The sequence below is a fragment of the Pseudomonas sp. KUIN-1 genome, from assembly GCF_009176725.1.
In the GTDB taxonomy this organism is placed as follows: Bacteria; Pseudomonadota; Gammaproteobacteria; order Pseudomonadales; family Pseudomonadaceae; genus Aquipseudomonas; species Aquipseudomonas fragariae.
The window spans coordinates 761,567-776,486 of sequence record NZ_AP020337.1 but is presented as its reverse complement, the minus strand read 5'-3'; the positions used below and the strand labels follow the sequence as shown (position 1 = coordinate 776,486).

Annotated in this window: 13 protein-coding genes; 12 read left to right on the top strand and 1 reads right to left on the bottom strand. The window is 62.2% G+C overall.

All coding sequences use genetic code 11. From position 1 onward, the window contains the following. The first annotated feature begins 63 nt into the window (after positions 1-63). The 9 genes from KUIN1_RS03675 (at position 64) to KUIN1_RS03630 (ending at position 10,565) form a co-directional block, all read left to right on the top strand. Positions 64-984 carry a LysR family transcriptional regulator gene (locus tag KUIN1_RS03675; RefSeq protein WP_024650710.1) on the top strand — a complete coding sequence of 307 codons (921 nt, stop codon included), beginning with the start codon at positions 64-66 and terminating at the stop codon, positions 982-984. A gap of 186 nt (positions 985-1,170) precedes the next feature. Continuing rightward, positions 1,171-2,568: a uracil-xanthine permease family protein gene (locus KUIN1_RS03670; protein WP_024650711.1), complete on the top strand. Its 1,398-nt coding sequence runs from the start codon at positions 1,171-1,173 to the stop codon at positions 2,566-2,568. A 94-nt stretch (positions 2,569-2,662) separates the two neighbouring features. Then, on the top strand, positions 2,663-3,325 hold the full coding sequence (locus KUIN1_RS03665; protein ID WP_003318629.1) for a TetR/AcrR family transcriptional regulator: 663 nt from the start codon (positions 2,663-2,665) through the stop codon (positions 3,323-3,325). Between the two features lie 32 nt (positions 3,326-3,357). Continuing rightward, entirely contained in the window at positions 3,358-3,951 is a 594-nt protein-coding gene (locus KUIN1_RS03660) for an IMPACT family protein (protein WP_003422231.1), read from the top strand. 532 nt (positions 3,952-4,483) lie between these two features. After that, positions 4,484-6,037, top strand: a complete 1,554-nt coding sequence (locus tag KUIN1_RS03655) for an ABC transporter ATP-binding protein (protein ID WP_024659758.1) — start codon at positions 4,484-4,486, stop codon at positions 6,035-6,037. An 11-nt stretch (positions 6,038-6,048) separates the two neighbouring features. Next, positions 6,049-7,149 (top strand): ABC transporter permease, encoded by a 1,101-nt coding sequence (locus tag KUIN1_RS03650; protein WP_103378801.1) that lies wholly within the window; start codon positions 6,049-6,051, stop codon positions 7,147-7,149. Beyond that, positions 7,149-8,075 carry an ABC transporter permease gene (locus KUIN1_RS03645; protein ID WP_003414641.1) on the top strand — a complete coding sequence of 309 codons (927 nt, stop codon included), beginning with the start codon at positions 7,149-7,151 and terminating at the stop codon, positions 8,073-8,075. The genes KUIN1_RS03650 and KUIN1_RS03645 overlap by 1 nt, the downstream gene beginning before the upstream one ends. Positions 8,076-8,396: 321 nt before the next feature. Next, on the top strand, positions 8,397-9,086 hold the full coding sequence (locus tag KUIN1_RS03635) for an SDR family oxidoreductase (protein WP_004408007.1): 690 nt from the start codon (positions 8,397-8,399) through the stop codon (positions 9,084-9,086). A gap of 123 nt (positions 9,087-9,209) precedes the next feature. Next, complete coding sequence (locus tag KUIN1_RS03630) at positions 9,210-10,565, top strand: 8-oxoguanine deaminase (RefSeq protein WP_024642390.1); 1,356 nt, start codon at positions 9,210-9,212, stop codon at positions 10,563-10,565. A gap of 111 nt (positions 10,566-10,676) precedes the next feature. Here KUIN1_RS03630 and KUIN1_RS03625 read toward each other — a convergent pair whose 3' ends face one another. Then, the gene (locus KUIN1_RS03625) at positions 10,677-11,780 is read right to left on the bottom strand and encodes a calcium:proton antiporter (protein ID WP_003414637.1); all 1,104 of its coding nucleotides are present in this window, start codon (positions 11,778-11,780) and stop codon (positions 10,677-10,679) included. A 264-nt stretch (positions 11,781-12,044) separates the two neighbouring features. On the opposite strand from KUIN1_RS03625, the gene KUIN1_RS03620 reads away from it, so the two are divergent. The 3 genes from KUIN1_RS03620 to KUIN1_RS03610 are packed head-to-tail and all read left to right on the top strand — an operon-like array spanning position 12,045 to position 14,920. Then, the gene (locus tag KUIN1_RS03620) at positions 12,045-12,965 is read left to right on the top strand and encodes a Fe(3+) dicitrate ABC transporter substrate-binding protein FecB (protein WP_152091835.1); all 921 of its coding nucleotides are present in this window, start codon (positions 12,045-12,047) and stop codon (positions 12,963-12,965) included. After that, positions 12,966-13,955, top strand: coding sequence for an iron-dicitrate ABC transporter permease FecC (gene fecC, locus KUIN1_RS03615; protein ID WP_024652349.1), 990 nt, complete (start codon positions 12,966-12,968; stop codon positions 13,953-13,955). Then, positions 13,952-14,920 carry an iron chelate uptake ABC transporter family permease subunit gene (locus KUIN1_RS03610; RefSeq protein ID WP_096127005.1) on the top strand — a complete coding sequence of 323 codons (969 nt, stop codon included), beginning with the start codon at positions 13,952-13,954 and terminating at the stop codon, positions 14,918-14,920. Before fecC ends, KUIN1_RS03610 begins: the two co-directional genes overlap by 4 nt.

The window sequence follows — 14,920 nt, the reverse complement described above, 5'->3', positions numbered from 1 at the left end:
GCCACGCGGCTAAAGTTCATAAAACTCGCCTTTTACGATCTTTGGTTTGGTAATCACTAAACAATGAATATCCGTCGTTCCGACCCGGTGTCGCAGGTCAGTGATTTTGATATCCGCTTGCTGCGCCTATTCAAAAGCGTTGTCGAGGCGGGTGGCTTTTCTGCGGCTGAAAGCGTGCTCGGCATTGGCCGATCAGCGATCAGCCAGCAGATGAGTGATCTGGAACAACGCCTCGGCCTGCGTCTGTGCCAGCGAGGCCGAGCCGGTTTTTCACTGACCAACGAAGGGCGCGAGGTCTATCAGTCTTCGTTGCAACTGCTCAGCGCGCTGGAAAGTTTCAGGACAGAGGTCAACGGCCTGCACCAGAACCTGCGCGGCGAGCTGAACATCGGTCTGACCGACAATCTGGTCACCCTCCCCCATATGCGCATCACCCATGCCCTGGCCCGGCTGAAAGAGCGCGGGCCGGGCGTGCACATCAACATCCGCATGATCGCCCCCGCCGAAGTCGAGCGCGGTGTACTCGACGGCGGTCTGCATGTCGGTGTCGTGCCACAGGCCAGTGCCTTGCCGGGGCTTGAGTATCATTCGTTGTACAGCGAGCGTTCGCTGCTCTATTGCGCGGTCGGGCATCCCCTGTTTTACGCCGACAATGCCACGCTGGATGACGCACGCCTCGCACAACAGGAAGCCATCGCTCCGACCTTTCGCCTGCCCAACGATGTTCAGGACCACTATCAGGCGCTGACCTGCACGGCCAGCGCGTCGGACCGGGAGGGCATCGCCTTCCTGATTCTGACCGGCCGCTACATAGGCTACTTGCCCGATCATTACGCCAACACCTGGGTGCAGGAAGGCAGGCTGCGCGCATTGAAACCGGATTCGAAGTTTTACGACCTCAATCTGGTGACCGTCACCCGCAAAGGCCGGCGCCCCCATTTGGTGCTGGAGAGCTTTCTGGAAACACTTGCCGCTACCCGATGACACATTTCTGTCCGACACCTGGCCGGTTCGCCGACGCTGCAGCGCGCCTTGAAAGCGCTATGAGGCTGATATTTATTGAAATAACTGGGCTCAAATAAAAATAACCTGAGCAACTGGACAGTTTTTTGCAGTAGTCCCGGACAACGACACGCCAGCACATGGCATTTCCCCGTCCGAGAACTTGCCATGCAGCCTGAAACACTCGACAACGATGACCTGATCTACGGCCTGAACGACCGCCCCAAACCCTGGACGGCCATATTGGCTGCGTTCCAGCACGTGCTCGCCAGCTTCGTCGGGATCATCACCCCGCCCCTGATCATCGGCTCGACCCTCGGCCTGACCCAATACATGCCGTACCTGATCAGCATGGCCTTGATGGTCTCGGGCACCGGCACGTTCATCCAGGCGCGCCGCCCGTTCGGTGTCGGCGCGGGCATGATCTGCCTGCAAGGCACCAGCTTCGCATTCCTGGGCGCAGTGTTGTCCGCAGGCTTTCTGGTCAAGCAGCGCGGCGGCAGCCCGGAGGACATCATGGCGATGATCTTCGGCGTGTGCTTTTTCGGTGCGCTGGTGCAGATCGCGCTGAGTCGCTGCATTGGCCAGTTGCGAAGGGTCATCACGCCGCTGGTGACCGGCATTGTCATCACGCTGATTGGTGTTAGCCTGATCAAGGTGGGCGTGACAGACCTGGGCGGCGGTTTCAATGCGCCGGACTTCGGCGCCCCGGTGAACCTGGCGCTGGGCGCGTTCGTTCTGGCCGTGATCATTGTGCTCAATCGCTCGAATACGCCCTGGGTACGTTTGTCAGCCATCATCATCGGCCTGGCGGTCGGCAGTCTGGCCGCCTGGTTCAGCGGCAAACTGGTGCCGCAAGCCCTTCACGACCTGCCGTTGATCAGCGTACCGGTGCCCTTCCGCTTCGGCTTCAATTTCGACTGGAGCGCTTTCCTGCCGGTCGCGCTGATTTATCTGATCAGCAGCATCGAGACGGTCGGCGACCTGACCGCCAATTGCATGCTCGCGCGCCAGCCCATCAGCGGCCCGAGCTACCTGGCACGCCTCAAGGGCGGCGTGCTCGGCGATGGCGTGAGCTGCATGATCGCCGCGACCTTCAGCGCATTTCCCAATACCACCTTTGCGCAAAACAACGGCGTGATCCAATTGACCGGCGTTGCCAGTCGCTACGTCGGGCTGTACATCGGCGCGGTGCTGTTCGTACTCGGGCTGTTTCCGCACATCGGCGCCATCGTCCAGCAGATCCCCAAGCCGGTGCTCGGCGGTGCAACGCTGGTCATGTTCGGCAGCGTCGCCGCCGCCGGGGTGCGCATTCTGGCCCAGTCACCGCTGGACCGACGCAGCATGCTGATCATTGCGACGTCCTTGGGTGTCGGTCTGGGCATTGCGGCGCAGCCTGCGCTGCTGCACCAATTGCCGAAACTGGTGCAGAACCTGTTCGATTCGGCCATCACCAGCGGCGGCATCACGGCCATTGTCATGTGCCTGCTGATTCCGGAAGGCAAAGTCACCGCCGCTACGACCGACGCCGTAACGGAACCCGAACCTGTGGAGCAACCACGATAACTTTGCATGCCGCGCCCGCACCGACGCTTGCGAGATGCTCGCCGGTGCGCTATCTGTTCATCCGTCGCGCCCTACGACCTGTCCGGAATTGCCCATGACCCTTGAAGTCCCCGCACACAGCGCTCACGTCACCAAGCCTGCAAGCCGTATTCGTCAGAAGAACGAAGAAGCGATCATCCAGGCAGCCGAAGATGAATTCGCCCGCCACGGTTTCAAGGGCACCAGCATGAACACCATCGCGATCAAGGCCGGGCTGCCAAAGGCCAATCTGCATTACTACTTCACCAATAAACTCGGCCTGTATGTCGCGGTGCTCAGCAACATCATCGATTTGTGGGACAGCACCTTCAACCACCTCAGCGTCGAAGACGATCCCGCAGAGGCGCTGGCCCGCTACATTCGCGCCAAGATGGAGTTCTCGCGCCGCCAGCCACAGGCCTCGCGGATCTTCGCCATGGAGATCATCAGCGGCGGCGAATGCATGAGTGAGTATTTCAGTCAGGATTACCGCCTGTGGTTTCAGGGCCGGGCCGCGGTCTTTCAAGCCTGGATCGACGCCGGCAAGATGGACCCCGTCGACCCGGTGCACCTGATCTTCCTGCTATGGGGCAGCACCCAGCACTATGCTGACTTCGCCTCGCAGATCTGTCGCGTCACCGGTCGCTCTCGACTGACGCGCCAGGACATGGATCAGGCCAGCAACAATCTCATTCGAATCATCCTCAAAGGTTGTGGGCTCACGCCGCCAGCCTTGTAGAATCGTCGCCTTGACGTCAGCTGGACACACGCATGCCTTTTACCCTGGTCGGCCCTTGCGAGTTTCGTGAAGAAATCCGCAAGAGCCGCTTCATCACCCTCGCCGCCCCCATCGCCAGCCCGGCCGACGCACAGGCGTTCATCGAGCAGCACAGTGACCTCAACGCCACCCACAATTGCTGGGCCTGGAAGCTCGGCGGGCAGTATCGCAGCAACGATGACGGCGAACCGGGCGGCACCGCAGGCAGGCCGATTCTGGCCGCCATCGAAGCGCAGGCGTTCGATCAGGTCGTGGTGCTGGTGATCCGCTGGTACGGCGGCATTCAACTGGGTACCGGCGGCCTGGCCCGCGCCTATGGCGGCGGTGCCAACAAATGTCTGCAGCAGGCCGAGCGTCTGCCGCTGATCCAGCGCGCCTCGTTCCACCTTGAGTGCAGCTTCAGTGAGCTGGCGCTGGTCAAGCTGCGTCTCGGCGAATTGAACGGGCTGGTGGAAAGCGAAAACTTCATGGCCAACGGTGTGCAGATGTCCATCGCCATCGGCCCCGAACACACCGATACCCTGCAGCGCCAACTGGCCGATCTGAGTCGCGGCAGAATCCTTCTGCACGCAGCGCCGGAGCAATAGCCGCAGCCTCTGCGGCACATGTAACAATTGCCCACATCTACTGTGCATCCGGCTGTGGATAAGCTGAGCACACTCCACCACGAGCCTTGCCGGGCTTGCGTTTCAGGCGAATGATCGTTTTTTGAGCAATTGCCGTTCGTGGATCCATAAAGAGCGCAAAAACAGCCTGTTAGCGCTTCTTAGTGCCTTTGGATGTTAACCGCCGCCGCATTATTCTCACTCAACCCGCTTGCGCACAGTATCTGTGGAAGAACCTGTGGATAACAGGTGCAAGGGTCGCGCATTGGTTCAGTGCGCCGCCCTCCACGTCCGCTGTACATTTTTTGTTCAAATCAAAGGGCCACATTGGCCCGCGCCCGGTCAGCACGCCCCGAACTGGTGCTGAAACGCGTGCGTGCGATGGAAGAAGGCCGGCGACAAAGCCGAAAACTCCGTGCCCAGCCTTGATTCAGCGCACCGGACGCGAATCCTGACTCCTTGGCCAGGATTTTGCTTTATCCACACGCGACCCACTTCTGCCTCAGAGCCTTTCATGTCAAACCACGCGATACCTGCGCGCCTGCAACTGCGCCATATCACCAAACGGTATCCCGGCTGCCTGGCCAACGACGCTGTCGACCTGACGATTCAGCCCGGAGAGATTCACGCCCTGCTGGGTGAAAACGGTGCGGGCAAAAGCACGCTGATGAAGATCATCTACGGCGTGACGCAGCCCGACGCCGGGACGATCATCTGGCAAGGCCAGGCGCAGACCATGCGCAATCCGGCACAGGCCAGAAGCCTGGGCATCGGCATGGTGTTCCAGCATTTTTCGCTGTTCGAAACCCTCAGCGTCGCGCAAAACATCGCGCTGGCGATGGGCGCAGCAGCAGGCACGCCCAAACAACTGGAGCCGCGCATCCGCGAGGTCTCACAACGCTACGGCATGGCGCTGGAACCCCAACGACTGGTGCACAGCCTGTCGATTGGCGAGCGGCAGAAAGTCGAGATCATTCGCTGCCTGATGCAGGACATTCGCCTGTTGATCCTCGACGAACCGACGTCGGTGTTGACGCCCCAGGAAGCCGAGGAGCTGTTCGTGACCCTGCGGCATCTGGCCCGGGAAGGCTGCAGCATTCTGTTTATCAGTCACAAGCTGGGTGAGGTGCGCGCGCTGTGTCACAGCGCAACCGTGCTGCGCAACGGCAAGGTCTCCGGGCACTGCATTCCCGCTGACTGCTCCGATCTGGAACTGGCGCGCTTGATGGTCGGCGATGCCGAAGGGCTGACCGCGCACTATGAAAAAGTCAGCGGCAGCACAGCCTTTTTGCGCATCGACAAGCTGTCCTGGCACAACCCGGACCCGTTCGGCTGCTCACTCAAAGACCTCAGCCTGGAAGTACGCAGCGGCGAAATCGTCGGTATCGCAGGCGTGGCCGGTAATGGTCAGGATGAATTGCTGGCGCTGCTCAGCGGCGAACAGACCTTGCCGCACGCCCAGGCGGCGACCCTGCGTTTTGAGGATGCCCCGGTCGGCAACCTGCGCCCCGATGCGCGGCGCAAGCGTGGCCTGGCATTCGTCCCGGCCGAGCGTCTGGGACATGGCGCAGTGCCGGAACTCAGTCTCGCCGACAACGCGCTGCTTACCGCCTTCCAGCAAGGGCTGGTGAGCAATGGCCTGATCCAGCGCAGCAAGGTGCGCGCACTGGCCGACGAAATCATTCGGCGCTTTGCAGTCAAGACGCCGGATGCACAGGCCCCGGCGCGCAGTCTGTCGGGCGGCAACCTGCAGAAATTCATTCTTGGTCGGGAAATCCTGCAAAAGCCGAAACTGTTGATTGCCGCGCATCCCACCTGGGGCGTGGATGTCGGCGCGGCGGCGGCGATCCATCGGGCGCTGATTGCCTTACGCGATGCGGGGGCCGCGATTCTGGTGATCTCCGAAGACCTGGACGAATTGTTCCAGATCAGCGACCGACTCGCCGCCCTGAGCGGCGGTCAGCTTTCCGAGCTGATCCCCACTGAACAGACCAGCACCGTGCAAATCGGCGGCTGGATGGCCGGACAGTTCGATCATTCTCAAACCCAGGCCCACGTGCCTGGTTAACGGAGCAAAACATGCTGCTTTCTCTGGAACCGCGCGGCCAGCAATCGCGCGCGATGTTGTGGTGCTCCCCTTTGCTGGCTGCGGTGCTGACCCTGGTCTGCGGCTCGCTGCTGTTCATGGGTCTGGGCCTGAACCCCTGGGTGACGCTGCACACCTTGCTGATCGCACCGGTCAGCGACTGGTACGGCCTGTCGGAATTGATGGTCAAGACCCTGCCGATTCTGCTCTGCGCGCTGGGTCTGGCGGTCGCCTATCAGGCGCGTATCTGGAACATCGGCGCGGAAGGCCAGTTGCTGCTCGGCGCATTGGCCGGCAGTGCCGTGGCGGTGAACATCATCGAGATGGAGAGTCGTTGGGCGCTGGTCATGGTGCTGCTCGCCGGCACCCTCGCCGGCGCGGCCTGGGCGGGCGTGACCGCCTGGCTGCGCACGCACTTCAACGCCAATGAAATCCTCACCAGCATCATGCTCAACTACATCGCCCTCAACTTGCTGCTGTACTTCGTCCACGGGCCGCTCAAGGATCCGGCCGGCATGAACTTCCCGGAGTCAGCGACCTTCGGCGACGCCAGCCGTCTGCCGCTGCTGATGGAGGATGGCCGCGCGCACATCGGCGTGTATTTCGCCCTGTTGGCGCTGGTCGCGGTGTGGGTGTTGCTGCAACGCAGTTTCGTCGGCTTTCAGATCAAGGTGCTGGGCCTGGACAAGCGTGCTGCCGGATTTGTCGGCTTCCGCGAAAAACGCCTGGTCTGGCTGGCGCTGTTGATCAGCGGCGCGCTGGCCGGGCTGGCCGGCGTATCGGAAGTGACCGGCCCCATTGGCCAGCTGGTGCCGCAGGTCTCGCCCGGTTATGGCTATGCCGCGATCACCGTGGCCTTTCTCGGCCGCCTCAACCCCATCGGTATTCTGTTCTCCAGCCTGTTGATCGCCCTGCTGTATCTGGGTGGGGAAAGCGCGCAAATGACCTTGAACCTGCCGTTGGCAATCACCCAGTTGTTTCAGGGGATGATGCTGTTTTTCCTGCTCGCCTGTGATGTGCTGATTCTCTATCGCCCACGTCTGAAACTGCACTGGGCCAAGCGCCAGATGACACCTGTCACAGGAGCCGCATGATGGATATCGACCTGCTGAGCAACATTTTCTACGCCATGGTCCGTTGCGGAACACCCTTGCTGCTGGTAGCGCTGGGCGAGCTGATTTGTGAAAAAAGCGGCGTCATCAACCTCGGTCAGGAAGGCATGATGCTGTTTGGCGCAGTGATCGGTTTCATCGTCGCCCTGAACACCGGCAACCTGTGGCTGGGCGTGCTGCTGGCGATGCTTGCAGGCATGCTGCTGTCGGCATTGTTTGCCCTGGTGGCGCTGGTGTTCAACGCCAATCAGGTCGCGACCGGGCTGGCGCTGACCATCTTCGGCGTCGGCCTTTCCAGCTTCGTCGGGGCCGCCTGGGTCGGCAAACCGTTGAGCGGTTTCGAACCTGTCGCCATCCCGCTGCTCAGCGACATTCCGCTGATCGGCCGCATGCTGTTTGCCCAGGACTTGCTGGTCTACCTGTCCTTTGCCTTGTTCGCGCTGGTCGCCTGGGCGCTGCTGAAAAGCCGCGTCGGGCTGATCATCCAGGCCGTCGGTGAAAACCCAGATGCCGCCAGCGCCATGGGCTTGCCGGTGTTGCGCGTGCGCACCCTGGCGGTGCTGTTCGGCGGCGCAATGGCTGGGCTGGCCGGGGCTTATTTGTCACTGGCCTACACGCCGATGTGGGCAGAAAACATGAGCGCCGGACGCGGCTGGATTGCCCTGGCACTGGTGGTGTTCGCCAGCTGGCGCGTGTGGCGCCTGCTGCTGGGTGCCTACCTATTCGGTCTGGCCAGCATTCTGCACCTGGTCGCGCAGGGCATCGGCCTGGCGATCCCGTCCAACCTGCTGGCGATGCTGCCATATGTGGCCACCATCATCGTCCTCGTCCTGCTCTCCCGCGACGCCCTGCGCACCCGGCTGTATGCGCCGGTATCGCTGGGCCAGCCATGGCGGGCGGGGCATTGATGGGCTTACACATACCTGATGGATTATCGTGCGACGCTCCGCGTCGCATGCCGTTCGGGACGCTCTGCGTCCGACCCTGAATGCGCAGCGCGGCGCAGATCTGTGACGCAGAGCGTCACGAACGGCATTCCACTGGAGCGTGAGGAACGATAATCCCGACTATCGTGCCAATGCTCCGCGTCAGGCATCTACCTTGAACGTTTTCGGCTCGCGAAGATTCCAACAGGTCATGGGCAGGAGTACGCTGCAAGGTCGAAACTTTCGAGAGGCCTTGCTGGCACTGCCATGGAGTCTGTCTCTCAATCTGCCAAGGAATCATTCATGACCACTACCAAGAAAACCGCTCTGATCATCGGTGCTTCGCGTGGCCTGGGGCTAGGGCTGGTGCAGCGCTTGACCGAACAGGGCTGGCACGTCACCGCCACCGTACGTGATCCGCAAAATGCCGAAAACCTGAAAGCAGTCGAGGGTGTGCGCATCGAAGCGGTGGATCTGGACGAAACCGCCTCGCTTGAAGTGCTGGTTCAGAAGCTGCGCGGCGAGGTGTTCGACGTGCTGTTCGTCAATGCCGGCATCACCGGTGCGGAACACCAGAGCGCTGCGAAGTCGACCGCTGCCGAGCTGGGGCAGTTGTTCCTGACCAACGCGGTGGCACCGATTCGTCTGGCCGAGCGCTTCGTCGATCAACTTCGTCCCGGCACGGGCGTCCTGGCGTTCATGAGTTCGTGGCTGGGCAGCGTCACTTGCCCGGATGGCGCAAACCTTGCGCTGTACAAGGCCAGCAAGGCCGCGCTCAATTCGATGACCAATACCTTTGTCACCGAGCTGGGCGAAAACCGTCCCACTGTGCTGTCGATGCATCCGGGCTGGGTCAAGACCGACATGGGCGGCGAAAATGCTGCCATCGACGTCATGACCAGCACCACCGGGCTGGTCGAACAGCTCAATGCCTACGCTGGCAAAGGCGGCCATCACTTCATCGATTACCAGGGCAAGACGATTGCCTGGTAACCGGCCGCTCGACTAGAATCGCCGTCCTTCGCCGGGGCGCACCTGCCCCCGGCGCCCCTGGATCAGCAGACAGGGCAACACTGAGCTGGCTAACCTGAACCTGTCTTTCAGAGGAGCCGGCCCATGCCTGCGATCCGTATCTGGTTGAAAAATCCCCTTGCCGTGTTCACTGCCAATGACCTGGACGCCCGTGGCGGTCTGGTGATCGAAGGCGGCGTCATCACTGAAGTGCTGGCCGCCGGGCAGCTCCCGTCAAAGCCCTGCAATCAAACATTCGATGCCCGTGAGCATGTGTTGCTGCCGGGGCTGATCAACACGCACCATCACTTCTATCAAACCCTCACGCGGGCCTGGGCACCGGTGGTCAATCAGCCGTTGTTCCCCTGGCTGAAAACCCTATATCCCGTATGGGCGCGCCTGACGCCGGAGAAGCTCGCGGTCGCCAGCAAGGTGGCGCTGGCCGAGTTGTTGCTGTCCGGGTGCACGACCGCTGCCGACCATCACTATCTGTTTCCCGACGGGCTGGAACAGGCTATCGATGTTCAGGTGCAGAGCGTTCGGGAGCTGGGCATGCGCGCGATGCTGACGCGCGGTTCGATGAGCCTGGGCGAAGCGGATGGAGGCTTGCCGCCGCAGCAAACCGTGCAGCAGGGCGAGGTGATTCTGGCCGACAGCCAGCGCTTGATCGAGACCTACCATCAGCGTGGCGACGGCGCACAGATTCAAATCGCCCTGGCGCCCTGCTCACCGTTTTCGGTCACGCCGCAGATCATGGCCGAGAGCGCGGCCATGGCCGAAAAACTCGACGTGCGCCTGCACACCCACCTGGCCGAAACCCTCGACGAAGAAGACTTCTGCCTGCAACGCTTCGGCCTGCGCACCGTGGATTATCTGGACAGTGTAGGCTGGCTGGGACCGCGTACCTGGCTGGCCCATGGCATCCACTTCAACCCCGACGAAATCGCCCGTCTCGGCGCAGCAGGTACGGGTGTCTGCCACTGCCCGAGCTCGAACATGCGCCTGGCCTCCGGCATCTGCCCAACCCTGGATCTGCTCGCTGCTGGCGCGCCGGTGGGGCTTGGGGTCGATGGCTCGGCGTCCAACGACGCATCGAACATGATCCTCGAAACCCGCCAGGCGCTTTACCTGCAACGCCTGCGCTACGGCGCCGAAAAAATCACCCCGCATCTGGTGCTGGGCTGGGCCACCAAAGGCTCGGCGCAGTTGCTGGGACGCACTGATCTCGGCGAACTGGCGGTGGGCAAACAGGCTGATCTGGCGTTGTTCAAGCTGGACGAACTGCGCTTTTCCGGCAGCCATGATCCGCTGTCAGCGCTGCTGCTGTGCGGCGCTGACCGTGCCGATCGGGTGATGATTGCAGGGCAATGGCGAGTGATCGACGGCCAGGTCGAAGGCCTGGACATCAAGCAACTGATTGCCGATCACCGCCAGGCCGCGCGGGAATTGATTCAGGGTTGAGCATGCGGAGCGATACTCTCGACTATCGTGCGACGCTCCGCGTCGGCATGCCGTTCAGGACGCTCTGCGTCCTCTTGCGACGCAGAGCGTATGAGCGATAGGCAATAAGTGCTACAGCCCCAGACACGACAGCATGATGAACGTCGCGAACAGCACGAAGTGGGTCATGCCTTCGATGGCGTTGGTTTCGCCGTCGTTGAGGTTGATGGCGGACACCAGCAGGGTGATGAGGATCATCACGGTCTGCACCGGAGTCATGGCCATCTGGAAGGGCTGGCCGCTGTAAAGTGCCATGGCTTCCATCACCGGAACGGTCAGGATCACGGTCGACAGCGACGCACCCAGAGCGATGTTGACCACCGACTGCATGCGGTTGGCCAACGCGGCACGCAGGGCCGTGAGGATCTCGGGCGCGGCAGAGATGGCGGCTACCAGGATGGCGGTCATCACCGGCGGTGCACCGGTGCCTTCCAGGCCCAGGTCAACCGTCTTCGACATCACTTCGGCCAGCGCACCGATCACCACCACGCCGACAACCAGTGTGGCAATTGAGCGGGTCAGATTGACCGGTTCCGCATGCTCTTCAGCCGGATTGGAGCCCTGGCTCTGACGCTTCTTCTTTTCCGGGTAGCTGTAGCTGAAAAAGTAACTGTGCGGCCCGACCTGCATGCGCAGGAACAGGGTGTAGAGGAGGATCATCGCGCCAATGGTAAACGCCGAATAGATCTTCCAGTCACCCTTGGGAATGAACTCGGGTACGACCATCGACACACCCATCGCGGTGAGGATCATCACGCTGTAGGTGCGCGCCGAATCGTCGTTGTACGACTGCTCGCCGTGCTTGATACCGCCCATCAGCGCCGCAAGACCGAGGATGCCGTTGATGTCGAGCATCACCGCCGAATAAATCGTATCGCGCACCAGCGTCGGCGACGGCTCGTTGCTCATCATGATCGCCAGGATCACCACTTCGACCGTTACCGCCGAGAGCGTGAGGATCATCGTGCCGTAAGGATCGCCGACCTTTTCCGCGAGCATCTCGGCGTGATGCGCAACGCGCATCGAGGCGCAGATAATGAACGCAACCAGCGCCAGCCCCGACACCAGCGCAACGACCTGACCATTGCCTACCAGCACATGCTCCAGTGGATAAGCGACGAACATGGCAATGATTGCCAGCAACAGAAACTTTTCTTGCTTGAGCAATGCGCCCATTTTTATTCCCCAAACCTTGCGACATCGCCGCGGATGTACATGAAGGTGGCCAACAGTGAAGGCTGTCAGAGTAGCGTGTGTGACAAAAGGTTTCATAAAATAGCCCGAATGAGAACGGCACTCACGCGTAAATGACTTTTGATCCCGTCGCCGCGATGTGAAATAGTGCCCGCCGTTTTCAACCATAGTGACCGCCGTTTTCTTCGCGGCCTTCAGGGCGCGCCTGTTTTTCATGATTCCGCTTTGTTAGAAAGGACCTTTGCCATGCGTGCTTTTCGACTTCCGCATCTGCTGGCTTGCGGCCTGCTGACCCTGATGGCGAGCGTCGCCCAGGCCACGCCTATCGACATCGATGACGGCCAACACAAAGTCCACCTGCCTGATCCCCCCAAGCGCGTGGTGGTGCTGGAGTTTTCGTTTCTCGACGGGCTGGCCTCGGTCGGCGTGACACCCGTTGGCGCGGCGGACGATGGCGATGCCAACCGCGTGCTGCCCAAGGTGCGCAAGGCCGTCGGCGAATGGCAGTCTGTAGGTCTGCGTTCGCAACCCAATATAGAAGTGATCGCGCGGCTCAAGCCGGACCTGATCATCGCTGACCTCGGCCGCCATCAGGCGCTGTACAACGACCTGGCCAGCCTGGCGCCGACGCTGATGCTGCCGTCACGCGGTGAGGATTATCAGGGCAGCCTGAAGTCTGCCGAGCTGATCGGCGTCGCGCTGGGCAAAGGGCCACAGATGCAGGCGCGCATCGCGGAAAACCGCCAGCACCTGAAGACCGTCGCCGAGCAGATTCCGGCCAACAGCAACGTGCTGTTCGGCGTCGCCCGCGAAGACAGCTTCTCTGTGCATGGCCCGCACTCTTATGCCGGCAGCGTGTTGCAGGCGATTGGTCTGAAGGTCCCGGAAGTACGCAAAAACGCCGCGCCAACCGAATTCGTCAGCCTGGAGCAACTGCTGGCCCTGGACCCGGGCTGGTTGCTGGTCGGTCATTACCGCCGCCCGAGCATCGTCGACAGCTGGAGCAAGCAGCCGCTGTGGCAGGTGCTGGGCGCGGTGCGTAACAAGCAGGTGGCCGAAGTGGATGGCGACAGTTGGGCGCGCAATCGCGGGATCATGGCCTCCGAGCAGATCGCCGACGATGCGCTTGCCGTGCTCAAGGGCGGCAAGGCCGTGCTGAACCCGTAAATGCGCCGCTGGCTGATGGCGGGCGTGATCATCGCAGCCTGCCTGGGATTGTTCTGGGTGTCGCTGTTCGCCCTGTCGTCGTTCAGCATTCGCCAGGTGGATGCCTGGAACGGACTGATCACACAGGGCCGCGAGGGCGGCAATATCGCTTACATCGTCGCGCAACTGCGCGTGCCACGTGCCTTGTGCGCGGCATTGGTCGGTGCCTGCCTGGGCGTGGCCGGCGCGTTGATGCAGGGCATCACCCGCAACCGTCTGGCGTCTCCTTCATTGTTTGGCGTTACCGCAGGCGCCGCATTGGGGCTCGCGCTGTTTTCCACCGGTCTGGTCGCCCTGCCCTTCCCCGGTGGCGCACTGCTGATGACCTGCCTTGGCGGTGCGCTGGCGTGGATCACCGTGTTCAGTCTTGGCGGTGCCTGGTCACCCGCCACGGCTCAAGGCCGACTGGTGCTGGCAGGTGTCGCGGTAGCCGCCCTGTGCGCCGCATTGACCCGCCTCACGGTAATTCTCGTCGAGGCGCAGGCGCAAAGCGTGCTCAACTGGCTGGCTGGGTCGCTGGCCAATGTCGGTGCCGCACAATTGCAACTGCTCTGGCCGTGCACGCTGATCGGCGTGGTGCTGGCGGTGGCCTGTGCGCCACGCCTTAACCTGATCAACCTCGGCGAAGACGCCGCGCGTTCGCTGGGAGTGCGTATCGGCGCGTTGCGCCTGCGGGTATTCGTGGTCAGCCTGCTGCTGGTCGGTGCCAGTGTCTGCGCAGTCGGGCCGATCGGCTTTGTCGGCCTGATCGCGCCGAACATCGCTCGCCAATGGCTGGGCAATGACTACCGCTGGCTGATCCCGATCAGCGCCGGCCTGGGCGCGGCCATCGTGCTGGCCTCGGACCTGATCAGCCGCGCCGTGGCCTTCCCGGTGGAAACACCGGCCGGGGTGGTGACGGCATTGATCGGCGCGCCGTTCTTTCTGTTTCTGGCGAGGCGTGCGCTATGAACCACCCGCGCGCACGGCTGTTGCTGCTGATGACCCTGCTGGCACTCGCTCTGCTGCTGAGCCTCAGCGCTGGCACCGTGTGGCTGACACCAGGCGCCGTACTCGATCACCTGATCGCCCACGACAGCAAGGACTTCGAGGTCTGGAATCACCGCCTGCCACGCGGCCTGATCGCGATCATGACCGGCTGCGCGTTCGGCCTGGCTGGCGCCATCGTGCAAGGCGTGATTCGCAACCCGCTGGCCTCGCCGGAAATCCTCGGCGTCACTCAGGGAGCCGGGCTGGCGCTGACCATCGCGATTATCGGCCTGCCGCAGTTACCGGTGTCGGCGCTGCCGTTTGTGGCGTGTCTGGGCGGTGCGGCGGGAGCGCTGCTGCTGGCGTTGTACAACACCGGCGTGCAGTTTTCCGGCGTGCGTTTCGCGTTGTCCGGGGTCGCGATTGCAGTGACGTTGTCGAGCATCACCGAGTTCCTGATCCTGTCCAACCCGCTGGATATCAACACCGCCCTGCTGGCGCTGACCGGCAGCCTGTGGAGCCGCAACTGGCACCACGTTTTGCTGGCTTTGCCGCTTCTGCTGCTGATCCCGCTCAGCCTGCTGATGGCCAAACCGCTGAACCTGATCGGCCTTGGCGATGAGGCCGCGCAGAGCCTGGGCACCGGCCTCACGCGTACGCGCTGGCTGGCGATGGGCAGTGCCGTGCTGTTGACCAGCCTGGGGGTGGGCATTATCGGCCCGGTGAGCTTCGTCGGCCTGGTCGCACCACACATGGCCCGCCGTCTGGTCGGCGGTCATCATCAGTACCTGCTGCCCGCCTCGATGGTGCTGGGTGCGTTATTGCTGGTGCTGGCCGATACGCTAGGCCGCACGCTGATCGCGCCCAGCGAAGTTCCGGCCGGGATTCTCACGGCGGTGATCGGCGCTCCGTATTTCCTCTGGCTGCTGGCCCGATTCAAAGGTTGA